Consider the following 24440-nt stretch of genomic DNA (forward strand, 5'->3'; position numbering starts at 1 on the left):
ACTGTTTCACCTTTGCCGGTCAAGATGTTATGCGATCGGGCGGTCACGCTGGTCATATGACCACAACTGCCCCCCGCCGCCCCCAGAAGGTCTCCTTCCGGGACAGGCTGCTGCGGCTGGCCGGAACGGTCACCACACCGGTGCTGCCCGACGACTACCTCGACCTGATCGCGCCCCTGCGCGCGGGCGCCCCGCTGCGCGGCAAGATCGTCGCGATCCGCCCGCAGACCCGCGACGCCGCCACGCTGGTGATCCAGCCCGGCCGCGCCTGGCAGGGCCACACGCCCGGGCAGTACATCCGCCTCGGCGTGGACGTCGACGGGGTGCGCCAGTGGCGCGCGTACTCGCTCACCTCGCCGCCGGACGCCGCCGACGGCCGGATCTCCGTCACGGTGAAGGCGATCCCCGACGGCAAGGTCAGCAACTACCTCGTACGCCGGCTCCGGCCCGGCACGATCGTGCACCTCGACCAGGCCCAGGGCGAGTTCGTGCTGCCCGCCGCGACGCCCGGGCGCGTCCTGTTCCTCACCGCCGGCAGCGGCATCACCCCGGTCATGGGGATGCTGCGCTCCGGGCTGGCCGATCGGGCCGACGTGGTGCTCGTGCACTCGGCGCCCACCCGCGACGACGTCATCTTCGGTACGGAACTGCGCGCGCTCGCCGACCGCGGCGCGCTGCGTCTGGTCGAGCGGCACACCGACACCGACGGACTGCTCGACGTCGCCGAACTGGCCGACCTGGTGCCCGATCACCTCGACCGGGAGACCTGGGCGTGCGGGCCGATCGGCATGCTCGACGCGGTCGAGGGGTACTGGTCCTCGAACGGTCTCGTCGAGCGGCTGCACACCGAGCGGTTCCGCCCGACGGTGATCACGCCGGGCGAGGGAGGCACGGTGACCTTCACCGGGGCGGGCGTGACAGTCGAGTCCGACGGCGCCACCACACTGCTCGACGCGGGGGAGAACGCCGGAGTGCTGATGCCTTCCGGGTGCCGGATGGGCATCTGCTTCGGCTGCGTCGTACCGCTGCGCCAGGGCGCTGTCCGCGACCTGCGCAACGGCGACGTCACCACTGCCGTACCGGGGGACGGCGTGCTGGTCCAGACGTGCGTGTCGGCCGCCGCCGGTACCTGCGACATCGATCTCTGACAGGAGCCACCCACGTGACCGTCATCCAGAAGAAGGCCGTCAACCCGATCGCCCACCTGAGCGCCGAGGACATCGAGATCATCGGCAAGGAACTGGACGCGATCCGGGACCGGGCCCTCGCTGACCGGGGGGAGCGGGACGCCCGCTACATCCGCAAGGTGGTCAAGACCCAGCGGACACTGGAGATGAGCAGCCGTGCGGTGCTGCTGTTCTCGCTGTTCCCGCCGGCCTGGATCGTCGGCACGGCCGGGCTCACGGTCGCCAAGATCCTGGAGAACATGGAGATCGGGCACAACGTCCTGCACGGCCAGTGGGACTGGATGCGTGATCCGAAGATCCACTCCACCACCTGGGAGTGGGACCACGTCTCCCCGGCCGACCAGTGGAAGCAGTCGCACAACGAGCTGCACCACCGCTACACCAACGTGGTCGGCAAGGACAACGACCTCGGGTACGGCATCATGCGCGTCGACGAGGACCAGCCGTGGCACCCGATGCACCTCGGGCAGCCGCTCTGGAACCTGATCAACGCCATGTTCTTCGAGTACGGCATCGCCGCGTACGACATGGAGCTCGGCGACCACCTCAAGCAGCGCAAGCTGAAGGACCCGAAGTTCCGGGCCAAGGCGAAGGCCGTCGGGCGCAAGATCCGTCGCCAGGTGCTCAAGGACTACGTGGTGCACCCGCTGCTGTCCGGCCCGTCGTTCCTGTCCACGCTCGCCGCCACGTTCACCGCGAACCTGCTTCGCAACGTGTGGAGCCACTCGGTGATCATGTGCGGGCACTTCCCCAACGGCGTGGAGACGTTCGAGAAGACCTCCATCGACGGCGAGACCCGCGGTGAGTGGTACCTGCGGCAGATGCTCGGCTCGGCAAACATCAGCGGCAGCCGGCTGCTGCACATCATGACCGGCAACCTGTCGTACCAGATCGAGCACCACCTCTTCCCCGACCTGCCCAGCAACCGCTACCAGGAGATCGCGCCGCAGGTACGGGCGCTGTTCGACAGGTACGGCCTGCACTACACCACCGGCCCGCTGCCCAAGCAGGTCGCCTCCGCCTGGTGGAAGGTCATCCGCCTGTCGCTGCCCAACCGCAACGACAGCCGGCAGCCGGTCGCCCCGGCCCCGCTGGTCTCCTCCGGTACGGCCTGACCCGCCCGTTCGGTGCACGGCCGGTGAACGTTCACCGGCCGGCACCTGACCATCCGCTGCACAGTCGGCATCACCGCAGCTCAGAGCCGGTTTAGCGGCCGTCGTGACGGTCCCGCGTCCCCGTACACTCGCGCCCGTCGGGGCGTACGGGTGAAGGGTGTTCGACGATGCGGCTTCGCCGGCGCGTGGTCATGCTCGTCGACAACGCGATCGACGGTGACTCGCGGGTGCAGAAGGCGGCGCGCTCGGCCGCCGACGCCGGCTGGGACGTCACCCTGATCGGCTGCGCCCACGTCGACGCCGAACGCCGCTGGCGGCTCGGCGACGCCGAGGCCCGCGTCCTGCCGCTCGCCGCTTCACCGGCCGTCGTCGCCGGCCAGCGCGGCGTTTCCGCTTCGGGTGGCCGTGCGGGCTCGCGCGAGGGCTTCGCGAGCCTGGGCGGCGTGTCCGGGCTGCGGGCGCGGCTGGTGGCCCGGGGCGGGCTCCCGTTGCGCGCGGCGCGGCTGGCCCGCTGTCCGGTGGAGCACGCCCAGGTCCGCTACTGGCGGGCCCGGCTGCGGGACGGGGCCTGGCGGCGGCTGGAGCCGGGCCTCTGGGACTACGAACGGGTCGCCGGGCCCGTCGTTGACGAGCTGCGACCCGAGCTGATCCACGCGCACGACTTCCGGATGCTCGGCGTGGCCGCCCGCGCCGTGGACCGCGCCCGCGCCGCCGGACGCGACGTCAAGCTGGTCTGGGACGCGCACGAGTGGCTGCCCGGCGCACGACCCCGCCGCGAGAACCGCCGCTGGCTGCCCGCGCACCTCGGCTACGTCCGCGAGTACGTCGGTCACGCCGACGCGGTGGTCACCGTCTCCGACACGCTCGCCGACCTGCTGGTACGCGACCACGCCCTGCCCGAACGCCCGACCGTGGTGCTGAACGCCCCGGTCACCACCGCCCCCGAGCCGGCTGCTCCCGTGCCGACCGCCTCCGACCCGCCCGTCCCCGAGCCGGCCGTCCCCGAGCCGGCCGTCCCCGAGCCGGCCGCCCCCGAGGCGCCCGCCTCCGAGCCGCCCGCCCTCGAGTCGGCCGCCTTCGAGACCGCCGACCTGGCCGCTCCCGACCTGCGGCAGCGGTGCGGTCTGCGCCCGGACACGCCGCTGCTCGTCTACAGCGGGGCGATGGCGGTCCAGCGCGGCGTGGACACCGTGGTCGAGGCGTTGCCGCTGCTGCCCGGCGTACACCTGGCGCTCGTCGTCGCCGACCCGGCCGCCGCCTACGTCCGTCAGGTCGTCGCCCGCGCGGCCCGGCACGGCGTGGGTGACCGGGTGCACGTGCTGCCGTACGTGCCGCACCACCAGCTCGTCGAGTTCCTCGCCACCGCCGACATCGGGCTGATCCCGCTGCACCACTGGCCCAATCACGAGATCGCGCTGATCACCAAGTTCTTCGAGTACGCGCACGCGCGGCTGCCGATCGTGGTCAGCGACGTCCGCACCATGGCCGAGACGGTCCGGGCCACCGGCCAGGGCGAAGTGTTCCGCGCCCGCGACGCCGCCGACCTGGCCCGCGCCGTCCGGACGGTGCTGGCGGATCCGGCCCGCTACCGCGCCGCGTACGAGGGCCCGGACTCGCCACTCCCGGGGTGGACGTGGGAGGCGCAGGCCGAACGCCTCGACGCCCTCTACCGCCGGCTGCTCACCCCCACCCGCTGACGCCCGCCACCCACCTCCTGCCACCCACAACCCGCCATCCGCGACCCGCCACCCGCGACCCGCCACCCGCCACCCGCCCGGGTGGAACACCATGGGTGTCTCCGGCCCGTTTTGACACCCATGCCGTTCCACCCGCACCTCGGGAGTCGCATGATCAACTCCACCTCGGTGAAGTGGCGGTATCCGAAGGGCGCCGACCCCGCCATTTCGGGGAAGTGGTGTTGATCTTGAGTCAGCGCGAGCGAGGGCGAGGGTGGGCGCGGGCGAGGGCACGGGGGCGCGCGGGAAAAGGGCTGGGCGGGACGGGGCGGCCGGGCTAGCGTCGAAGTATGCAGAGCAGGCGCACCTTCACCGCCGCAGCCGCGCGAGCTTCCCGCTCGCCGGTTGCCGCCGCCTGACCTGCCCCACACCCACGCCGGCGACCGGAAACGGTCCGCCGGCGTCGTCGTGTCGACGCCAACGCGCGCGGCGGGCCGTCCGGTCACCCGTACCCGGAAGGCACCCGCCATGACACCCGACGACATCACCCGGACGTTCCTCGACCACTACCACCGGCACGGCCATCAGGACGCGCCGGAGAGTTCGCTCGTTCCGCCGCCCGGTGACCCGGTGCTGTTCACCACGTCCGGCATGCACCCGCTCACCCCGTACCTGCTGGGGCGCCCGCACCCGGGCGGACGGCGACTGGCGAACGTGCAGCGGTGCCTGCGCACCACGGATCTGGACGAGGTCGGCGACAGCACCCACCTGACCGTGTTCCAGATGCTCGGCTCGTGGTCGCTCGGCGACTACGACATCGTGACCAGCCTGCGCTGGGGCTTCGGCCTGCTCACCGACGGCTTCGGCATCCCGGCGGGGAGGCTGCACGCCACGGTCTTCGGCGGCGGCGGCGACGGTGAAGGGCCGGACGACACCGCGCGGGACACCTGGACCGGGCTCGGCGTCCCGGTGGAGGCGCTGGGCGAGGACAACTGGTGGTCCAACGGCCCGACCGGCCCCTGCGGACCGGACTCGGAGATCTTCGTGTGGACCGGCGACGGCCCGCCCACCGGCACACCCAGCACCGACGCGCGGTGGGTGGAGGTGTGGAACCACGTGCAGATGCGCTACCACAGGCACCCCGACGGCCGGCTCACGCCGCTACCGCACTCCAGCATCGACACCGGCATGGGCCTGGAACGGCTGGAGATGGTGCTGCGCGGCGACCGGTCCGTGTTCACCGGCGACGGGCTGCGGCCGTGGGTGGACGCGGTGGGGGAGCGGTGGGACCTGCGCGGTGCGGACCTGCGCGTGGTCTCCGACCACCTGCGGTCCGCGGTGGTCGTGCTCGGTGACGGGGTACGTCCCGGCAACACCGGCCGCGGGTACGTACTCCGGCGGCTGCTGCGCCGCGCGCTCACGGTGTTGTGGCGCGACGATCCGGCGCGCACCCTGGACGATCTGCCACCCCAGGTGTACGGGGACACGCTGCGCCGCTTCCGCCAGCCGGTCGACGTCGGCTCGCTGCACGCGACGCTGGTGGACGAGGAACGCCGCTTCCGCGGACTGCTGCGACGCGGACGGTCGCTCGTGGACCGGGTACGGGCGCGCGGGCCGCTGACCGAACGCGACTACCACTGGCTGCACGACACCCACGGGCTGCCCCGCGACCTGGTCGACGGCCTGCTCGCCGAGGCGAGCTGAACAGCGGCCTGGCGGGCGGCGGCCAGGCCAGCGGCGGCGGCGCAGCGGTGGCCGCCCGGCCGGGCCGGTGCCAGACTCGGAGGCGGACGCCACGCGAGGGAAGCGGACGCCGCCGCGAGGAGAGGGCTGCCGATGACCGAGGTACGGCCGGATGAGGAGACGGTGCCGCTGTTCGGCGCCGAGGTGCGCATCGCCGACGCGGCCGGGCTGCTCGCCGCCGCCGTCGACGGGCCGGTGGAGCTGCTCGTCGACGGCGACTTCCCGGCCCCGGTGCGGGAGGTCCGCTGCACAGTGCGCGCCGACACCGCAGCCGAGCCGCCGGTGCACCGCTTCGAGGCGTACCTGCGGGTGGAGAGCACCCCGGCGGGCCTGATCGCCCTCGGTCTGGCCGGGCCCGTCGGCGTGCTGCTCGCCGAGCGGCTGGCCGCGCGCGGCGGCGACGGCCCGGCCGCCGCGGTGGGCCGGATCGCCGCGGAGGCCGGCCGGCGCATCTGGCCGCGACCGGTCGCCACGCTCGCCGCGCCGCCCGGCGACGAGGCCGGCCGGGAGGTGCTGCGCGTGGCCCGCGAAGCCGGGCTGCGGCCCCGCGTCGACCAGGACAACGGCACGGTACGCATCCGCGCCGACGTACCAAGCGCCGAGGTGGGTCCGGCGCACCTGACGGCGATGGTCGGCCTGCTGCTCCAGGCCGTACGCGAGTTGTCCGGCGACAGCGACGAGCCGACGGTGCTGCGCGGCCGGACGTATCTTGTGGGGCGGCGACCGGTGACGGCGGCGGCGGGGCCGCGCAGCGCGACGGTGACCCTCGACCAGGTCGGCGGCCTGCCCGACGTGGTCGCGCGGTTCCGCGAGGTGGCGGTGTCGTTCCGGCACCCGGCGGCGATGGCCCGCTGGGGTGCGCGCCGGCCGCAGGGCATCCTGATGTACGGGCCGCCCGGTACCGGCAAGACCATGCTGGCCCGGGCGCTGGCCAACGAGGTCGGCGCGGACTTCGTGGAGATCCGTACCCCGGAGATCCTGGACAAGTACCTCGGCGGCTCGGAACGCAACATCAAGCGCATCTTCCGGGAGGCACGCCGCTACCGGCGGCCCACAGTCATGCTGTTCGACGAGTTCGACTCGATCATCAGCTACGCCGGTGCCGGCGGCGACGCGGCCAGCCAGGCCGTCAACGCCGTCGCGGGCATCTTCAAGCAGGAGATGAACACGCTGTTCGAGGAGAACCCCGACGTCATCGTGGTCGCCACCACCAACTTCCCGCACCGCGTCGACGCCTCGCTGATCCGCTCCGGCCGGTTCGACCTGAAGATCGCCATTCCGGCGCCGGACGAGAACGGACGCGCGGAGATCCTCACCAAGATGATCCGCGAGCTGATCGACCGGCACGAACGGCCCGGCTTCACAATGTTCGCCGACGACCTCGACCCGGCCGCCCTCGCCGCCGACACGGCCGGGCTGACCGGCGCGGACCTGCGGGAGGCGCTGCGCCGGGTGCAACTCGCCAAGGCACTCCGGGAGGCGGCGGAGGGTGCGCCACCGGCTCCGATCGGTCAGGATGACCTGCGGGAGGCCGTCGCCGGGTTGCGCCGCGGCTGACCGGAAGGAGTCCACGTTGTCCTCGTCCGATCTGCTGCTGTCCCGCCGCGACCTCGCGTTCCTGCTGCACGACTGGCTGGACGTGACCCGGCTGACCGAACGCCCCCGCTACGCCGAGCACACCCGGGAAACAGTCGACGAGGTACTCGACCTCGCCGCCCGGGTCGCCGCCGAACGCTTCGCCCCGCACAACCGGGCCGCCGACACCGGCGAGCCCACGTTCGACGGGCAGCGCGTGCGGACCATCCCGCAGGTGAAGGCCGCCCTGGAGGCGTTCGCCGAGACCGGGCTGCTCGCCGCCACCATGGACGAGTCGGTCGGCGGGCTGCAACTGCCGCACACGGTGGCCGCGGCCGCCTTCGCCTGGTTCCAGGCCGCCAACGTCGGCACGTCGGCGTACCCGATGCTCACCCTCGGCAACGCCAACCTGCTGCTCGCCCACGGCAGCGCCGAGCAGATCGACACCTGGGTACGCCCGATGGTCGAGGGACGGTTCTTCGGCACCATGTGCCTGTCCGAACCGCAGGCCGGCAGCTCCCTGACCGACCTGACCACGCGGGCCGAGCCGCAGGACGACGGCACGTACCGGATCGTCGGCACCAAGATGTGGATCTCCGGCGGTGACCACGAACTCGCCGAGAACATCGTTCACCTGGTGCTGGCCCGCATCCCCGGCGCGCCGCCCGGCGTGAAGGGGCTGTCGCTGTTCATCGTGCCGAAGGTGCTGCTCGACGACGACGGCAACCTCGGGCCGCGCAACGACGTGGTGCTGGTCGGCCTCAACCACAAGCTCGGCTACCGGGGCACCACCAACACGCTGCTGAACTTCGGTGAGGGCGTGCACCGGCCGTACGGGCGGGTCGGGGCGGTCGGCTACCTGGTGGGACAACCGCACCAGGGGCTCGCGGTGATGTTCCACATGATGAACGAGGCGCGCATCGGCATCGGGGCCGGCGCCACCGCGCTCGGCTACACCGCGTACCTGAAGTCCGTCGCGTACGCCCGGCAACGCCCGCAGGGCCGCCCGGTCGCCGACAAGGACCCGACCACGCCGCAGGTGCCGATCGTCGCCCACCCCGACGTACGCCGGATGCTGCTGGCCCAGAAGAGCTACGTGGAGGGCGCGCTCGCGCTGGTGCTCTACTGCGGACGGCTGCTGGACGAGCAGAAGACCGCGCCGGCCGAGGCCGACCGTGAAAGGGCGCAACTGCTGCTGGACCTGCTCACCCCGATCACCAAGAGCTGGCCGGCGCAGTGGTGCCTGGCCGCCAACGACCTGGCCATCCAGGTGCACGGCGGGTACGGCTACACCCGCGACTACGACGTCGAGCAGCACTGGCGCGACAACCGGCTCAACGCCATCCACGAGGGCACCCACGGCATCCAGGCCCTCGACCTGCTCGGCCGCAAGGTCACCATGCGCGACGGCGCCGCGCTGGAACTGCTGCTGGAGACCATCCGTGGCACCGTGACCCGGGCGTGGAAGGCCGAGGGGTTCGCCTCGGAGCTGGCCGGTCAGCTCGCCGCGGCGGTGGACCGGATCGCCGTGGTGACACGACGGTTGTGGGCTCCGGGCGATCCGGAGCTGGCGCTGGCGAACGCGTCGGTGTACCTGGAGGCGGTCGGGCACGTGGTGATCGCGTGGATGTGGCTGGAGCAGGTGCTGGTGGTGGAGGCGTTGGGTTCGCCGGACGGAGCCGAGGGGGAGTTCCTGGCGGGAAAGAGGCAGGCGGCGCGGTACTTCTACAGGTGGGAGCTGCCGAAGGTGGGGGCGCAGTTCGACCTGTTGGAAGGGCTGGACCGGACGACGCTGGACATGCGCGAAAGCTGGTTCTGAGGATTGTCAGCCGACGTCTGGGCGGTTCTGACCGACGAACAGCGACTGCGCTGGACGTTCACACCGTTCGCGCACGTCGGCCCGCTGGTGTTCGGAATGACGCACGAGCAGGTGCAGGCTGCTGTGCACGGCGTCCTCGGTGTCGCTTGCTCCGACAGGTGGGCGGATTTCTGGCTTGAGCGGAGTGCGGGCGCGGCGCCGACCGGACCCGCGGTCACCACCTATTACGACGAGTCGAACAGCTTGGCCGGCGTCGCCGTCAACGCCCTTCGCGGACCGCAGGTGACACTGGACGGATTGCGGCTGGTGGGACAGCGGCCCTCACGGCTGGAGCACGATTTCACCGAGCACCTCGCGGAGCGCAGCCTGGAATTGAGGTACTCGCAGGGCGCCGATCCGTGTTCGTCGCAGCTCGGGTTGGTGCTGCGGGTACAACGGGCCGGTGATGTGGTGCTGAGCCGCCCGGTGATGGTGGCGAAAGCATGGGCAGAGGGCTGCTGGGACGTGAGCGAGGGCTGCATCCCGACTCGGGAATGGACGACGTTCGCGTCGTGAAAGGACGTCCTCGGCGGAGAGCGCGGCTCGGCACAGCCATAGACAAGGTGTAAAGTCTAAACTCTACGGATCACCGTTGGCGCGCTCCTCGAAAGCGGGGTAACGGTTGAGAGGAAACGCGCGGTGGCTGGTAGCCACCGGTGCCAGCGCAATGTTGGTGGCCGCGACCTGGCTGGCGTGCCAGGTGTGGGCCGACTTGGACGTACAGACCTCAGCAACCGTAGCGGCGCTCGTATGTCCGGTCATCGGTGCGGCCCTGGCTGCGTGGGCCGGCCATTCGGGAGAGCAGAAGGCGGTGGCCGACTCCGACCCGCCGAATAGGCGCCGCGAAGTCGTCTACAACCTCCCGCCACGTAACCCCTGTTTCGTCGGACGAGACATTCAACTCGCCGCTTTCGAGAACGGCATCGAGGAGCGGACGCCGACTGTCGTCCAGGTGCTCCATGGAATCGGCGGCGTCGGAAAAACCACGCTGAGCACCGAATACGCCTACCGTCGACTGCAGCGCTACGACCTGGTCTGGTGGATCGACGCGGAGACGCCGTCAATGATCGGCGGCCAGCTGACGTCGCTGGGCGTCGCGGCCGGATGGGTGAAGACTGCGGCCGACATCCCTTCGGCTCTCCGCGAGGTGAGGCTCCAGTTCTCCCGGACCGATCGATGGCTGCTCATCTTCGACAACGCGGAGGATCCGGCCGCACTGGCGCAGTGGGTGCCCCAGGGGCCGGGGCACGTCATCATCACGTCCCGGAATCCCGCTTGGGAGTTGATGGGAGATCCGGTTGCATTGGACCCGTTCTCGCGGGCCGAATCGGTGGCTCTCATGAGGCGTCTGTCGCCCACGTTGAGCAGCGCTGAGGCGAACGACATCGCCAGTCGTCTGGAAGATCTGCCCCTGGCGGTCGCCCAGGCGTGCTCCCTCATGAACGAGACAGGTATGTCCGCGACGGAATATCTCAAGGAGTTGGACCGCAACGGTAGGGAACTGCTGGAGGACGGGCGCCTGCCCACCTACCCCACGCCGCTGACACAGGTGGTGGTGACCGCTCTCCGGCGGCTGGAGGAGGAATCCCCGGCGGCCGTGCAGCTTCTCGAGATCTGTTCGATGATGGCGGCCGAGCCGATCCCCGTCGAGTTGTTCAGGCCAGAAACCGCCGTCGTGCTGGCAGAGCCGCTGGCGGCGCAGTTGCAGACGACGCTGGGGATGCGCCGGACGCTCGGCTGGATCTCGCGCTACGGCCTGGCACGGGTGGACGGGAAATCGATTCTGCTGCACCGGCTCGTGCAACTGGTGATCAGTGGAAGCATCGACGCGGAACGCCGCCCGGAGATCCGCCGAAGGGCCGACGAGGTCCTGGCGAGCGTCTGCCCGGCCGACAGCAAGAGCACGTCGTCGTGGGAACTCTGGGACCGGCTGATGCCGCACCTGCTGGCTAGCGACCTCGTCGCGACCCCGGCAACATCTCTGCGATCCGCTGCTCATAGGGCGGCCTGGTATCTGGCCGAGCGTGGTGAGCTGGAACACGGTCGAGAGCTGGCCGCGACCCTCTACGAGCACTGGCAGGTCTACCTCGGACCTGATGATCGGCAAACACTTTCCGCCGGCCACACCGTGGGCGGCGCCCTCTGGCGGCAGGCACGGTACGCGGAGTGTCAGGACATGGCTGTCGAGGTGTACAGGCGGAGCCGCCGAGCCTTCGGTGAGGACCAACTGCTCACCCTCAACGCGGCGGATCTCTTCGCGTCCACCCTCCGTGAACTCGGAAAGCCCCGAGACGCGCGTGCCCTGCACGAGGACACCTTGAAGCGGAAGGCGAGGATCTTCGGCGAGGAGCACCTGGAGACACTGGGAACCGCGCACAACCTGGCTCTGGATCTTCGGGCGCTCGGGCGGCACGAGGAGAGCCTGGCCCTCAACCAGGAGACCTACGTGCGTCGGCGGAGAGTACTCGGCGACGACCATCCCCATACGCTGCTCTCGGCCTACGACGTGGTGATCGATCTGCTTGCCGCCGGTCGCACCGATGAAGCTCTGACCCTTTGCCGGGAGACGGTGAGGAAACGGGTCGAGGTGCTCGGGCAGGAGCATCCGGAGACGGTGAAGACGACACGTCTCGCGGAACAGATCGTGTCGGGCGCGGAGGTGGACACCCGATCGCGACTGTCCGGCTGACCGTTATCGGATCGGGTCCGCCGGCCTGCCCGTCTACGATGTCTCGCATGACTTCGTGGTTCCGCCTCGGCCGCGTCGGCATCCTCGTCATCCCCGTCGCGACTGCAGTCGTAGCGTGCGGCACTGACCACCGCCCCTCTACTCCGGAGCCCGGATCGGCGGCCCGGAAGGTCACTGTGGTCCGAGGAGACCAGACCTACCCGGTGACCGCCGAAGTGACCGCCTGGAAGACGACTGTCCACCCCCAGGCACCCGAGCGGGGTCCGGCGGTGCACTTCCACTACCGCTTCACCAGCGGGGACCGGTGGACCGCCACGGAACGCGTCGAGCTTCAGGCCTGCGCGGTCGACGGTCGCAGAGTCGTCATCCTGTGTACGTTGATCGTCAAGGACTCCCTCGTGGACGGCTGGTTCGGGCCCAGCACGGAGCTGGACCTTGCCCGTACATCTGATGTCCTGCTCCTGCCGTACCAGATGTACGCGGGACTTCACGCCGGTGATCCCAAGGACCACGACGGTTATGTCCCGCCGGAGATTCTCGGCCCAGGCAGCCAGCTCTGACAGGCCGATCCACTCGCCATGTCGGGATGCTCGAACCCGTCGGGCACTGCGCCGAACGGCACCGGTCCGCCAGGCGGCTACCGCGCTGCCATGATGGCGAGGTGATCATCCCCGGATACCTGGACGGTTACGAACCGCCGATCCTGCGGTCGCCGCTGGTCGACGGATCCGACCTGATGTCGTACGCGATGTTCTGGCCCACCTTCCTCGCCACCGTCGGCGGAGCCGCGTCGGCACCGGACGCGTTCGGCGTCGATCCAGCCGATCTGGAACCGATCGTCGACGCATTCCTCGACCCGGACCGATGGCCGGTGTTCTCGCTACCGCTCGCCGAGGGCTGTCGCCTGCACGTCGTCCTGCGCAACTACGAGGGCGAGGGGGGCGTCGACTACGTGCTCGACCCCGGCACCGGCGACGTGTCGATCCCCCTCGCCGCGATGGAGGGACATTTCCGAGGGCCGGCGTTCGCATGGCAGGAGGTGGTCGCCGCAGCGCGGCAGCCGGATCCGGACCACACGCCGGCCGAGCGGTTGCTCCTGCTCGTTCCGGCCTGTGCCGACAGCAGCCGCCCGGACACGGCGGTCGACATGACAGCGGAAGCCCTGACCACCCTCGGCGCCCGGTCCGGTGGGCGTCAGCTCAGTGAAGAACTGCTCACCAGCCCCAGGTACTGGGGGCCGTGCCGATGGACGTACGTGGACGACGTTCTCGTCGGCCTCGGACCGGCTACCTACCGCCGTCACGGAGGTGAACTGTCGCCGGAACAACTCCGCCTCGTCGCCACCGCGCTTCAACCTGGCGATGCCGGCATCAAGCGGTAGTCAGGGGAACCTGCTTGGCACCGACAGAGCCTCGTTCGCCGGCTTGGTGCCGGACGCCGTCAGTCGGACGTCAGGTTCCATCGTGCGGGCAGGGTGTCACCGCACAGGGCCGTGGTGTCCTCTGACGTCTACGTCACGGGCGGGCTGGCGGGCGGATTCAACCATGCCATTGGAGCGCCGGTGAGGGCGACGTCGGCGAGACGATGGGCAGACGATGTCTTGAGCGCAGATCGTGAGCTGTCGATCCAGCGCTGCACGTCCGCGACACCCTGATGCCGGTACTCAACCGCTTGGACGAGGCACTCCAACTTGTCCGCGTCGCGGGCCACGATGGCTTCCAGGGTTTCGCCGGCCTCGTACTCTGCGACGGCAGCGTTGATCACGTCGGCAACGGCGGGTGGGCAATCGGCTACCTGGTCGGCGGTGACGGCGGTGTTGGGTGGGGCCGTGAGATAGCGCTTGGCGATGTGGGGGATGTCGGTGATCCGGGTCTCCTGCGTGTCGTGCAGGACGCACAACATCGAGACGCGACCCGGGTCGGCGCCCTCCATGGCCGCGAGCATCATGCCGATGAGTGCCGTGCGGAACGAGTGGTCGGCGATCGACTCGGGGTGCTTCACACCGGCGAACCACCAACCGGTACGGGCAGCGCGCTTGAGCACGCCGGCCTCGAAGATGAAGCTCATGGCTCCTGCGTGCGGATCGTCGGTCATCGGAAGCGCCCTCCCATCCGGCGAGCTTGTCGACATCACGTCACCTCCGCCGTCTCGTCAGTTGATGGGGAGACGGTAGACGAGGTCGTATCGCCCGCCCGGTAGCACAATGTCGGCCGTCTCCACAGGCGTGCCGCTCGCCGTTTAGGTCCGCTCGATGGTGTGCACAAACGTGCGGGCCGGCAGGTTGAGAGCCTCGACCTCCTCGGCCGTCGCTGATCGATGGCTGACACGCTCCACGACCTCGTCGACCCGTACGCCGATGGTGTCCATGCGTGCGACGACGCCCTTGATCTCTCCGTCCTCGGGCCACTCGACCGGAGTGCCCTTGGTGAGGGCACGTGGCTCGTACGACACGGAGAGCTGTATCGGGTCGCCGTCGGCGAGGAAGCGGTATGACGTCCGCATCACCGGTGCGCCCGGCTCGATGCCGAGCCGGGCGGCAATCCGCTCATCGGCCTGCTCGTGTCGGCTTTCGTGCTCCCACGTGCCGTGCTGTCCGGCGTCGGCCGCGTCGCGGGCGAACGGGGACGCCGGGCCGTCGGCGGAGCGGACGTCGCGGCCTCGGGCATGACGGACCAGCCGGGTGGTGTGTCGGACGTACACGCCGGATCCGGCGCGACCCTCCACGATGCCCTCGCCCTTCAGCACGGCGATGGCCCACTTGGCGACGGTCCGGCTCACCTCGTACTGGCGCATCAGGCCGGACTCGGACGGCACCTTGGCTCCAGCGGGGAGTTCTCCGGACAGGATCGCGGCACGTAGGTCGGCGGCGATCGTCAGGTAGGCAGGCGGCGTTGGCATGTTGGCGGCACCTCCGGTCAGCCCGACCAGTCGACCACAGGGCGCAGGGGAGCGGCAGGTAGGAGACGTCTCGACGTCAATACAAGAGCACCGATCCACGTACACTGGCGCACGGGTATGCCGGCTTACCGGCCGGTGCCGAAGTCCCAGCCCTCGTCCTGGGAGGCAGGCGAGACATGGCCAGCAAGGCCGACACGATCGGTGCCCGGATCCGCTACTGGCGGATGCGCCGTGGCGGGATGAGCCAGGCCGTTCTCGCCGGGCTCGCCGGGGTCAGCCAGTCCTACATCTCTCAGGTCGAGTCCGGCCGCAAGACGATTGACAGGCGCTCCACCCTGGTCGCTGTCGCCGCCGCGTTGCAGATCACGGTCGCGGACCTGCTCGGTCAGGGCACCGAGACGGGTGACCCGGCACGCGAGCGCGCGGCGGAGTGCGTGCCGGCGATCTGGTCGGCGCTGATCGAGATCGAGGACGGCGAGCGGCGGCCGTCGACGCGTACCCCGGGAGAGTTGGCGGCAGGCATCGCGCGCAGTGAGCAGCTTCGCCACCGCTCGAACTTCCCGGCCATGTCGCAGATGCTGCCCGGCCTGCTGCTGGAGGCTGCCGCGGCGGGCGGCCCGGCGCTCGCGCAGGTGGCGTACCAGGCGTCGGCCTGCCTGCGGCACCTCGGGTACCGACACCTGGCGTTGAACGCGGCGCGGGTGGCGGTGACGGCGGCCGAGGACGTGGCGGAGGCGGCGTGGCTGGGCGCGACCCGCTTCGCGTACGCGCAGAGTCTGCCGATCGAGTCGGCGTCGCTCGCCGCGCGGGCGGCTGACCGGTCGCTCGCGGAGCTTCAGTCCGCCGCCTCCGATGAGCGGGTCCGGCAGATGCTCGGCCAGTTGCACCTGTCGGCGGCTCTGGCCTCGACAGTCAGCGGGCGCCTCGACGCCGCGCGTGACCATCTGACCGAGGCCGCCCGGGAAGCGGCGACCCTCGGTGACCCGACGGACGGCATGGGATTCAACGGCTGCGGATTCGGGCCGACGAACGTGACGCTGTGGGAGATGTCCATCGCGGCCGAGTCCGGCGAGCCCGGCCGGGTGATCGAGCTGTCCCGCACCGTACGGCCGCAGGTGCTGGCGGCATCGATCCGGCAGATGTCGTACTGGCTCGACCTCGGGCGGGCACTGGCCGATTCCGGTCGCCGGGACAACGAGGCGATAGCGGCGTTCGTGCGCGCGGAGCAGGCAGCGCCGGTGCCGTTCTCCCTCAACCCGCTCGCCCAGGACGCGGTCGTCGCGACGGCGCAGCGAGCCAAGCGGCGGGCCGTGCCGAACGAGCTGCGTCTGCTGGCGGGGCGCCTCGGCATCAGCCTGGCGGCATAACCAGCGGTAATTTCTCCATCACCATGCGGCCCTAGTGTCCGTTTTCGGGTGAGGAAACGCCTCATCCTGCCGGGCGCGACACGGCACTCCCTTGTGAAGTGATCCGTCGCGCTGGAGCGGACGGAGGTGGTGATGGACGGTCGGAACCGATGGCGCCCGACAGGCCAGGAAGCGCAGCAGGCCGAATGGGAGGCGGCGAAACGGAGGATCCTCGGCCTGGCTGATTCCGATCACGCGCAGACAGCATCCAGCGAGTCGGCGGCAGCGCAAGCGCCGCACCGGGATGCGGACGTCGCCGCGCCCGCCAAGCCGCGCCTGCCGTACGAGGGCTACCTCCTCGCCGTCGCGTCGACGCTCGTACGCCGGCATCGCCCGGCCTGGTCGTGGCGGAAGTGGCGGTGGGTGTGCCGCTGCGGTGCGGACCTGCCGTGTCGGAACCGTCACCGCGTACCGATCAATCGCGGTCACTGGCCGTCGCAGGAGGACCAGTGAGCACCGCTGAACAGGCGATCCTGGCGGTGCACGTACGGGGTCTGGACGGGATGTGCGTGGGTTGTCGGCTGTGGTGGGCGCGGCTGACTCCGTACCCCTGCTGGCAGGTCGCGTGGGCGACCAGCCGGCAGGCGCGCGCGAGCGTCGCCGCTTCCTGGGGGTGCGCGGGTGAGCACCCACGGGCCGGTGCTGCCGGTCTGGACGTGCGGCGGGTGCGGTGCGCCGTGGCCGTGCGCGACGCGGCGGCGGGAGCTGCTTGCGGAGTACGAGGGCGCGCCGGTGTCGCTGGCGGTGTACCTGGGGGCGCAGCTCGTGCGGGCGACGGCGGATCTGAGCTGGGCGCCGGCGGGGACGTTGCACCGGCGGTTCCTGGGGTGGCTGCGGTGAGCGTGTTGCGGGCCGGGGACGAGAAGTTCCACTACAGCGACGGGTCGCACCGGTGGACGGCGCCGGATCCGGGGTACGACCAGGAGGTGTGGGAGGAGCAGGTCCGCCAGCACAAGCTGCGGCACCTGCGCAACGAGCGCCGGGGGTACGCATCCGACGGATCGTGTGACGGGTGCGAGACTGGGCCGGTGACTCACCCGCTCGCGCGCCGCGTCTACGACACCTGCCATCTCACCGGCCGGTTCCATCTCCGATCCGGGCAGGTCAGCGACGAGTACTTCGACAAGTACCTGTTCGAGGGGAAGCCGGAGCTGCTGCGCGAGGTCGCCGAGGCGATGGTGGCTCTGCTGCCGGAGTGCGACGTGCTGGCGGGGATGGAGATGGGCGGCATTCCGATTGCCACGGTGATGTCGCAGCTGACCGGGCTGCCGACGGTCTTCGTGCGCAAGCAGGCCAAGGAGTACGGGACCGCGAAACTGGCCGAGGGCGGCCGCGTGAGCGGTCTGCGGGTCGTGGTGATCGAGGACGTCGTGACCACGGGAGGCGCGCTCCTGGCCTCGTGTGGACAACTCCGGTCCGTCGGTGCCCAGGTGGAGACGGTGGTCTGCGCCATCGACCGCGAGCAGGGCGGGCGGGAGAACCTGGCGGCCGAGGGGCTGCACCTCCGCGCCGCCCTCACCCGTCGTGATCTGGAAGCATCGCTGACGGCGTAAAGCTAGGGCTGCTCCGGGCCGCTGCTGGCGTTGTACGAGTTCTTGGCGGCGACCACTGCCACCTGGATGTGCTCGGGGTCGACGCCGTGGACGTTGAGCGGGGGGTGCAGGCGCCGGACGAGTTCGGCTTCGATGACCGTCGGCTCGGGGTCTTCCGCCCAGGTCAGGCGCAGATTTTCGTGCATCCAGGCGGTCAGCCGTGTCTCGTCTGCGGGGACCAGGACGACGCGGTCGGTCCAGGTGGTCCGGTAGCCCTCGGAGACGAGGAGGCCGGCAAGTGTGCGGCGCAGGGTCGAACTGCCCGAACGCCTCAGATGGTTGCGCAGGATCCGGCCCCGCAGGCTGGTCGCCCGGCCGAGATAGATCATCCGCCGCGACGGGTCGGTGTCGTTCGGTGGCCCGGGGAGGTCGGGAAGGACCGAGGGCAGGGCCCACCAGGCGTAGACGCCGCTGCCGCGGGCGAGCCGCTTGACGGCGACGTCGAGTGCGACCGGCGGGCCGGTCAGCAACCGCAGGGCCGCGTCGACCCGTTCTTCGTCGGTCGGGACGACGGCGGGCCGCCGTTCGGGGAAGGTCACCGGGACCATCCTAGGCGTTCGGCGGGTCGAGATCGGGGGGAGGTGCCCGACTACCTGGATACCGGCAGAGGTGCGACCAGTGGCGAAGCCGAAGCCGGGTACGTCGGCAAGGAATCCGCTGAAGTCGCTAACGTCGTCCTCGTGAGCGATCATCATGGCGGCGCTTGGACGCTGCATCGGCGCGACGACGGCGGGTTACTTGCTGATCTCGTGGTGACCGGTGGCGACCTCCCGTGGCTTAACGCTCGTGTCGACCCGAGGGAGGGGCTCGCAGAAGTCCGGCCGCTCTTCGCCGAGGAACTGCGGCTGCTCGATGGCATCGATGAGGATGTCGAGTCATGGGAGCGCGCATACGACGCAGTCCGAAACGCCGTGACGCTTCGGTACCCGGAGGGCCAGGAGGTTCCTGAGTTCCTCCTCCACATCGATGGCAACGAGGCGTGGTGGCGGTGGAGTGACAAGCCGTTTGACCAGGAGGACGCCTAGCCAGGGCGCTCGCTGGGCGGCAGAGGCGCGCACGTGACCTTGGTCAGCGCGTCCGGTCGAGCCGTCAGGCGTACGAGGGCCGGCGCGGGTCCAGCAACTCGGTGATGCGGCCACGGTCGAGGACTTCGATGAGTGCGTCGGTACCGCGTTCGACCTTGGCTGCAATCTCCTCTGGGTGCAGAGGGATCAGCGCGAGCAACACGATTCGGATGCCGCCGTCGACGTCGATCGTCCGCGCCTCGGGCGGCACCCGCAGCATCGGCGTGACGACGACTCCGGCGAACGGGGTGTCCGTAGCGTACGGCTGCGCGGGATCGCCGTTCGGCACGGAATGCCATTCGCCTATCCAGGTTCCGTACTCGTGCGGCAGCCGAGCTACCTGCTTGAGGATCCGCAGCGGCCACCCGGTTTCGTCGCCGAAACCGGCTGCATCGGTCAGCGGCCAGTCTGCCGGCAGGCTGAGCATCAGTTCGGCGTACGGGCTGATGTCGTGGCCCTCCGGGACCGTCATCGGCAGCTCGCTCATCCCTGAAGTGATCAGCGTCCGGTACGGGCGTTCCTCGGTCGGGGCCACGACATGGACATGCACACCGACCAGGTGTGAGGCGATCTCGTGGTAGACGAACTCGACGGGCCCGAAGTGTTCCTCGATGTGTCGGTCGATGGCGTCGGCGAAGGCCTGCTGCGGCCCTTGCGCCGGTGTGCGTGCACGGGGATCGAGCCGATACATACGCCGTCGACACGTGCGCTCACGCACCCGACGACTGGACCTGAGCTCCGCCCGCCGGGAGAGCAACACCTGTCCTCGCTCACTCGGTGAACTCGGTCCAGGAGACAGCGCGGTCGAACCGCTGGGCGGCGAGGTCGTCGACACGGATCATGAAGCGGCCGAAGTAGACGTAGTCACGGGTCTCGAACTGCACCAACGGGAGCCACTCCCGGCGGACCCGCTGCAACTCCTGTTCCACGAGGAAGGCTTCCTGGGCGCGGTCGATGCCGGTCAGGCGGCCTCGAAGCTTCGTCTCCGCCATCTCCAGCTCGGGATCGTCGTACAGATTGCCGTAGGACACGCCACCGGTGTGCCACGAGTAGCCGCCGAACTGGAAGGCGGCGAAGTCGGCGGCCGGCCAGAGCCGGTCGACCAGGGCACACAATTCCCGACGATGCGGCATGTCGCGCGCCAGCTGCTGTTGAAAGACGGACAGGTCCGCATCCTCCGCGGTCAACCACGAGGGCAGGGCGGCCTGGACGACAGCGAAAAGGTCCTGCTCGGGAGCGATGAAGTCACGGTCCGCGTAGTAGGGATGGGCAGCGTAGTCAGCCGGCAGCTGCGCTGTGGTCTCCGTGCCGGCCCGCACATACAGCAGCCTCCCGTACTGCTGCTCGTCGCTGCGCTCACACACGTCGTAGTCCTCTTCGTGATGCAGGAACACCAGCAGGGAGCCGTCCGACGGTAGCGGCAGGCGCTCGACCCGCGGCAGCGCGGCACAGTCGAAAGACGCGATGAACGGCAGCGGGTAGCCCTCCGGGTCGGTGGGCCACGGCATGCCGACCGGGAGCTGCGGCAGGCCGCCGGCCCGGCCGACGAGCAGGTCGGCGGGCCGCTGGGGCGGCAGATCCCGAGAATGCGCCGCGAGCTCGCCGTTGTACCGCTGACTTGTCCAGATGGCGAAGCGCAGCAGTTCGGCGAACGTCGCCGTCTCCGTCTCGGTGAAGCCCGCGTCGGTCGCGGCTCGCCGCAAAAGCCCGTAGTGATCCACGGACATCATGCTGACAGGTCTGATTTGACCGGCGGCGGCAGGCATCCCGTATTCGATCTTCGGCATTACCGGACGTTTCGTCTTCGGCTGACCTGGCCTCACGAGGGCTGCGGTGATCGTCTTGCCTCAGAGCTGATAAGCCGCTGAACTGCGGTGGCGGAGGTGCACCCGGCAGGATTTCGAACCTGCGGGCTTGGGGCTAGAGGAAGATCGGAGTTGGTGGGTCGACTTGGCTGTACGGATGGCTGTGCGGCTACGGCGGAACGACAGTGACTTGCGGCCAGCGTCTGCCGGGGTCATGGCGCGAGAGACGCGCTCGTGAAAGCTCGACCGTGATCCTTCGTGGATTGCGCCGCCACACCCCATCGAGCAGGTCTTCCAGCCCACGCGGGGCACAGACGTGCAGTGTCTCGGCAGAGTCGAGACGCACGGCGACACAGGTAGCGGTTTCGGGCCAGGTGGCTACGGCATCGGCCACGGATCCGAGTGCATCGACTGGACCCGTACCGAACACGCTCTCGTACCAGATGTGCACCGCGGCTTGGTTGGTCGCCTCCCACGGGACCGCCGGATCATGGCGTCGTAGAAGCTCGGTTGCCGCGACGTCGCTGCCCGGGGTGAGGTCGCTGGCGTCGAAGAATGCAACGTCGACGTCCCGAACGTCCCGGGGGTTGAAGCCGGCTCCATACCGTTGGTCCCAGACGAGATCCCGCAGGACACCCGCCCCTACCCACGCGTCCGGTAGACCAGCTTCCCGCACGGTCGTCAGGACGTTGAGTAGCCACGGACACGACACGATCAGCTCGGCCAATTCGGTCGTCTGCGGACCGCGCGGCTCAAATGCGAGCGGCAATGGTTCCCCCAGATACGTGCGCGCGCCCCGATACAGCCTGCGAAGTCATCAGCGCGGCGAGTAGTCGATCGGTCGGCGCCGAATTGCTTCCCACTGGATCCACTTCCCGGGGGCGGGCGGTGTACTGCACGGTGAATCCTCCGTGTGTTGGCCACACGTCGTTGCGGATCACCCGGGAACTGATTCCGTTCAAGTGACGGTGTCGGTCTGCCACATCACGACGGCATCCTCTCACCTCCCGGCACCACTAGACCGACCTCGTAGGCGCACACGACGAGCTGGGCTCGATCACGGGCCGACAATTTGAGCAGCAGTCGGCTCACGTGGGTCTTCACCGTGTTGAGGCTGACGGTGAAGTGTTCGGCGATCTCCGCGTTCGACCGGCCTGCCGCAACCTGAACCAGCACTTCCCGTTCGCGCTCGGTCAGTTCGTCGAGCGCTCCCGGCGCGGTTGCCAAGGCGCGGCCGGACGTGCTTCGCACGAACTCCGCGACCAGTCGGGTGGTCACCCGTGGGGTCAGCAGGGCCTCACCACCGGCGATGATGCGGATGGCGCTGAGCAGGTCTTCCGGAGGGGTGTCCTTGAGTACGAAACCGCTTGCTCCGGCACGCAGCGCGGCGAAGACGTGCTCGTCCTCACCGAAGGTCGTGACGATCAGCAGTCGGGCGTCGATGCTGTCGTCGTCGGCGATGTGCCGGGTGGCTTCGAGGCCGTCCATGACCGGCATGCGGATGTCCATGAGCAGGACGTCCGGCCGAAGTGCACGGCTCTGCCGGACCGCCGCGGCACCGTCGGATGCCTCGCCGACCACCGTGAGCCCTGGTGAGGTTTCCAGGAGCACCCGGAATCCGGCTCGTACCAGCGCCTCGTCGTCCACGACCAGGACACGGATCGGCTCGGTGGTGCCGTCGGCGCCGACCGCCGGTTCAGCCACGGCGCTTCCCCTCGCTGCGGTCAGCGTGTGCCGTCCGGCTCGTCGATCGTAGTGGGAACTGAACGCGCACTGCGTAACCACCGTCCGGACATGGGTCGGCCGTGACGGTGCCCTCGTACAACGCGACACGGTCCCGCATCCCGGCCAGGCCGTGTCCGCTGCCCGGCCCGGCCCCGGACGGACCGGCGACGGGGGCGGCGTTGAGCACCGAGATGCTGAGTCCGTCCGGGCCGCTGGTGACCTCGACGGATGTTGTCACCCGGCCGGCGTGGCGGACCACATTCGTCAGCGCCTCCTGCACGACCCGGTAGGCCGACTCCTCGACCGGTGGTGGTGCGCCGGCCGTCTCGGACAGTGTGAGCGTGATCGGGTAGCCGTCATCGCGGAGATTGTCGACGAGCGACCGGATGTGTGCGAGTGTCGGTCGTTCGACGGCCGGGCCGGCCGTCAGCGCACCCGCCGTCAGCGCACCCGCCGTCCCCAACGGATTCCCCGAAGCGTCCCGCAACGAGTGCAACACCGCTCGTAACTCGTCCAAAGCGCTGCGGCTGGCCGTCTCGATCGCCGACAGCGCGGCCCGCGCCTCCTCCGGCCGCTGTTCGAGCACCACCCGTGCCACGCCCGATCGGACCGCGATCATGCTCAGCGTGTGCGACACGATGTCGTGGACGTCCGCCGACACCCGGACCCGTTCCTCGGCGCGGACCCGGCGCTCCGCCTCCCGGGCCCGCTCCGCCGTCTCCGCGCGCAGCCGACGCTCCGCCTGTCGACGGGTACCGAACGCGTACCCCACCAACCAGGCTGGAATGGCGAGAACCAGTTGGATCGCGTTCTTCCCGGTGGCCGGATGCAACTGCATCGCGATCAGTTCCGCCGTGGTGACCAGCCCGACCGCGGCCACGCTGGCACGCAGCGACACCTCGCGCGGAAGCCGATCGGCCACGGTCAGCACCGCGATCCCCAACGCCGGGCCCGCGTTGCTGTGGAACACCGTGAAGCCGACATCGGCCAGCGCCGCCACGGCGAGGACCAGCGACACCGTCACGAGCACCGGTATCGGGACCGCCCGGCGCGCCGCCAGCGGCACGGCCGCGGCGGTGCCGAGGAACAGGATCGCCGCCGTCGGCCCATGTCCGGAACCGCGGAGCAGGACCGGGAGAGTGAACAGTCCGAACGACCCGACGGCCAGAGCGATGTCGAGCAGATCGGGCGATGGCAGATCGGTCCGGCACAGTCGCATGTGGATCACGCTAGCGAGACGTATCGACGAAGGCGTCATGCGCGAGAATGACCGTGCCGCCTCCGAGGGAGGCCCCGGATCATGCCGGAGAGCGACGCCCGGGCCGGTCGGTGTGGCGCAATGTTCCAGTCATGACAAACCACCGGCTGCAGCTGTCCCGTCCCGCCGTCGTCACCGCGACCGTTTCCGTGATAGCCGGACTGGCCAGCGGAGTCGCGAGGTACCTCCACCGATCCGACACGCTCGAACCACAGATCGCGGGCACTGAGGCGTGGCTGCCGCATCTCGGCGTCCTCGTGGTCGTGACCGTCTGGTTCGCGGTGGCATCCCGCCGCAGCCAGCTCGGCTGGAAAGTGGTCTTCGTGCCGCTCGGACGTCCGATGGCAGCACGGATCGGAGCCACATTCCGGTCCGGGGCCGGCGTTCGGGCTTTGCTGCGCTGCCTGGCCGTCGCCTTCCTCGTACTGCTGGAGGTGTACATGGCCTGGCGCATCGGACTGCAGGTCTTCGCCGGGCTGGACCCGAACTTCACCCGCAACGCCTGGGGCGGCCCGTCGTACCTCGGCGCGATGTTCTGCCACTACCTCGACGGCGCCCTGCTGTACCCGATCTGCCACGTCCTGCTCCGGCGAGTCACTGTCCCCGCCCCCGGGAAGAAGGCGTCGCCGCGTGATCGGACGAGGTGAACCCGGGCCACCTACCAAATGCCGATTCGGATAGAGCGGAATTCGGCAATGCAATACGCCGACGGCTTGTCCTCCGTCGACTGATGCGCGACAGCCGTCCACCAACTGTTCTGCGACGCCATGCCGATCGCGCCCTGGCAGTGCGCGACGCGGCGGCGGGAGTTGCCTGGGGAGTACCAGGGTGCTCCGGCCCCTTTCCGCC

General features: G+C 69.9%; 23 protein-coding genes and 1 pseudogene. 16 read left to right on the forward strand and 8 right to left on the reverse strand.

Translation table 11 applies throughout. The features are described 5' to 3' along the window. The first annotated feature begins 56 nt into the window (after window positions 1-56). From O7611_RS11400 to O7611_RS11445, 10 genes are all read left to right on the forward strand, one after another. Window positions 57-1148 (forward strand): ferredoxin reductase, encoded by a 1092-nt coding sequence (locus tag O7611_RS11400; protein WP_269696788.1) that lies wholly within the window; start codon window positions 57-59, stop codon window positions 1146-1148. Window positions 1149-1162: 14 nt separating this feature from the next. Continuing rightward, window positions 1163-2302 carry a fatty acid desaturase family protein gene (locus O7611_RS11405; protein ID WP_269696789.1) on the forward strand — a complete coding sequence of 380 codons (1140 nt, stop codon included), beginning with the start codon at window positions 1163-1165 and terminating at the stop codon, window positions 2300-2302. A 191-nt stretch (window positions 2303-2493) separates the two neighbouring features. Then, a complete protein-coding gene (locus O7611_RS11410; protein ID WP_370584909.1) occupies window positions 2494-3999 on the forward strand; it encodes a glycosyltransferase family 4 protein in 1506 nt (501 codons plus the stop codon). A 507-nt stretch (window positions 4000-4506) separates the two neighbouring features. Then, the gene (locus O7611_RS11415; RefSeq protein WP_269696790.1) at window positions 4507-5682 is read left to right on the forward strand and encodes an alanine--tRNA ligase-related protein; all 1176 of its coding nucleotides are present in this window, start codon (window positions 4507-4509) and stop codon (window positions 5680-5682) included. A gap of 132 nt (window positions 5683-5814) precedes the next feature. Continuing rightward, the gene (locus O7611_RS11420; protein WP_269696791.1) at window positions 5815-7278 is read left to right on the forward strand and encodes an ATP-binding protein; all 1464 of its coding nucleotides are present in this window, start codon (window positions 5815-5817) and stop codon (window positions 7276-7278) included. Window positions 7279-7294: 16 nt separating this feature from the next. Further along, a complete protein-coding gene (locus O7611_RS11425) occupies window positions 7295-9115 on the forward strand; it encodes an acyl-CoA dehydrogenase (protein ID WP_194800103.1) in 1821 nt (606 codons plus the stop codon). Between the two features lie 3 nt (window positions 9116-9118). Then, window positions 9119-9670, forward strand: a complete 552-nt coding sequence (locus O7611_RS11430; protein ID WP_228531761.1) for a hypothetical protein — start codon at window positions 9119-9121, stop codon at window positions 9668-9670. A 196-nt stretch (window positions 9671-9866) separates the two neighbouring features. Beyond that, window positions 9867-11843, forward strand: coding sequence for an FxSxx-COOH system tetratricopeptide repeat protein (fxsT, locus tag O7611_RS11435; RefSeq protein WP_194800104.1), 1977 nt, complete (start codon window positions 9867-9869; stop codon window positions 11841-11843). A 47-nt stretch (window positions 11844-11890) separates the two neighbouring features. Then, window positions 11891-12403 carry a hypothetical protein gene (locus O7611_RS11440; RefSeq protein ID WP_194800105.1) on the forward strand — a complete coding sequence of 171 codons (513 nt, stop codon included), beginning with the start codon at window positions 11891-11893 and terminating at the stop codon, window positions 12401-12403. A gap of 101 nt (window positions 12404-12504) precedes the next feature. After that, window positions 12505-13224, forward strand: coding sequence for a hypothetical protein (locus O7611_RS11445; RefSeq protein WP_194800106.1), 720 nt, complete (start codon window positions 12505-12507; stop codon window positions 13222-13224). A gap of 128 nt (window positions 13225-13352) precedes the next feature. Here the strand turns inward: O7611_RS11445 and O7611_RS11450 are convergent, their stop codons facing one another. Together O7611_RS11450 and O7611_RS11455 are read right to left on the reverse strand one after the other, a co-directional pair. Beyond that, window positions 13353-13937: an HD domain-containing protein gene (locus O7611_RS11450; RefSeq protein ID WP_194800107.1), complete on the reverse strand. Its 585-nt coding sequence runs from the start codon at window positions 13935-13937 to the stop codon at window positions 13353-13355. A 144-nt stretch (window positions 13938-14081) separates the two neighbouring features. Further along, window positions 14082-14741 carry a GntR family transcriptional regulator gene (locus O7611_RS11455; protein WP_269696792.1) on the reverse strand — a complete coding sequence of 220 codons (660 nt, stop codon included), beginning with the start codon at window positions 14739-14741 and terminating at the stop codon, window positions 14082-14084. Window positions 14742-14917: 176 nt separating this feature from the next. Between O7611_RS11455 and O7611_RS11460 the strand changes: the two genes are divergently transcribed. The 4 genes and pseudogenes from O7611_RS11460 to pyrE all read left to right on the forward strand — a co-directional run bounded on the left by O7611_RS11460 (window position 14918) and on the right by pyrE (window position 17700). Next, the gene (locus tag O7611_RS11460) at window positions 14918-16108 is read left to right on the forward strand and encodes a helix-turn-helix domain-containing protein (protein WP_269696793.1); all 1191 of its coding nucleotides are present in this window, start codon (window positions 14918-14920) and stop codon (window positions 16106-16108) included. A gap of 245 nt (window positions 16109-16353) precedes the next feature. Then, window positions 16354-16761, forward strand: a pseudogene (locus tag O7611_RS31910) (hypothetical protein); the annotation flags it as partial. Window positions 16762-16768: 7 nt separating this feature from the next. Beyond that, window positions 16769-16987, forward strand: a complete 219-nt coding sequence (locus O7611_RS11470) for a hypothetical protein (RefSeq protein ID WP_013477111.1) — start codon at window positions 16769-16771, stop codon at window positions 16985-16987. 188 nt (window positions 16988-17175) lie between these two features. After that, entirely contained in the window at window positions 17176-17700 is a 525-nt protein-coding gene (pyrE, locus tag O7611_RS11475) for an orotate phosphoribosyltransferase (protein ID WP_269698081.1), read from the forward strand. A gap of 2 nt (window positions 17701-17702) precedes the next feature. On the opposite strand, the gene O7611_RS11480 is transcribed toward pyrE, so the two are convergent. Beyond that, window positions 17703-18287, reverse strand: a complete 585-nt coding sequence (locus O7611_RS11480; RefSeq protein ID WP_269696794.1) for a GIY-YIG nuclease family protein — start codon at window positions 18285-18287, stop codon at window positions 17703-17705. 33 nt (window positions 18288-18320) lie between these two features. Between O7611_RS11480 and O7611_RS11485 the strand changes: the two genes are divergently transcribed. Beyond that, window positions 18321-18764 carry a hypothetical protein gene (locus tag O7611_RS11485; protein ID WP_228531845.1) on the forward strand — a complete coding sequence of 148 codons (444 nt, stop codon included), beginning with the start codon at window positions 18321-18323 and terminating at the stop codon, window positions 18762-18764. A gap of 64 nt (window positions 18765-18828) precedes the next feature. Here O7611_RS11485 and O7611_RS11490 read toward each other — a convergent pair whose 3' ends face one another. The 5 genes from O7611_RS11490 to O7611_RS11510 form a co-directional block, all read right to left on the reverse strand. Next, complete coding sequence (locus tag O7611_RS11490; protein WP_269696795.1) at window positions 18829-19521, reverse strand: suppressor of fused domain protein; 693 nt, start codon at window positions 19519-19521, stop codon at window positions 18829-18831. Window positions 19522-19573: 52 nt separating this feature from the next. After that, entirely contained in the window at window positions 19574-20590 is a 1017-nt protein-coding gene (locus tag O7611_RS11495; RefSeq protein WP_269696796.1) for a DUF1963 domain-containing protein, read from the reverse strand. A gap of 187 nt (window positions 20591-20777) precedes the next feature. Further along, on the reverse strand, window positions 20778-21335 hold the full coding sequence (locus O7611_RS11500; protein WP_269696797.1) for a nucleotidyltransferase family protein: 558 nt from the start codon (window positions 21333-21335) through the stop codon (window positions 20778-20780). Window positions 21336-21592: 257 nt separating this feature from the next. Continuing rightward, window positions 21593-22312, reverse strand: a complete 720-nt coding sequence (locus O7611_RS11505; protein WP_269696798.1) for a response regulator — start codon at window positions 22310-22312, stop codon at window positions 21593-21595. After that, window positions 22305-23552 (reverse strand): sensor histidine kinase, encoded by a 1248-nt coding sequence (locus O7611_RS11510; protein WP_194800115.1) that lies wholly within the window; start codon window positions 23550-23552, stop codon window positions 22305-22307. Before O7611_RS11510 ends, O7611_RS11505 begins: the two co-directional genes overlap by 8 nt. A 302-nt stretch (window positions 23553-23854) precedes the next feature. Between O7611_RS11510 and O7611_RS11515 the strand changes: the two genes are divergently transcribed. Next, window positions 23855-24238, forward strand: a complete 384-nt coding sequence (locus tag O7611_RS11515; RefSeq protein ID WP_194800116.1) for a hypothetical protein — start codon at window positions 23855-23857, stop codon at window positions 24236-24238. Window positions 24239-24440: the final 202 nt, after the last annotated feature.

The organism is Micromonospora sp. WMMC273 (genome assembly GCF_027460285.1).
Lineage (GTDB): Bacteria > Actinomycetota > Actinomycetes > Mycobacteriales > Micromonosporaceae > Micromonospora > Micromonospora aurantiaca.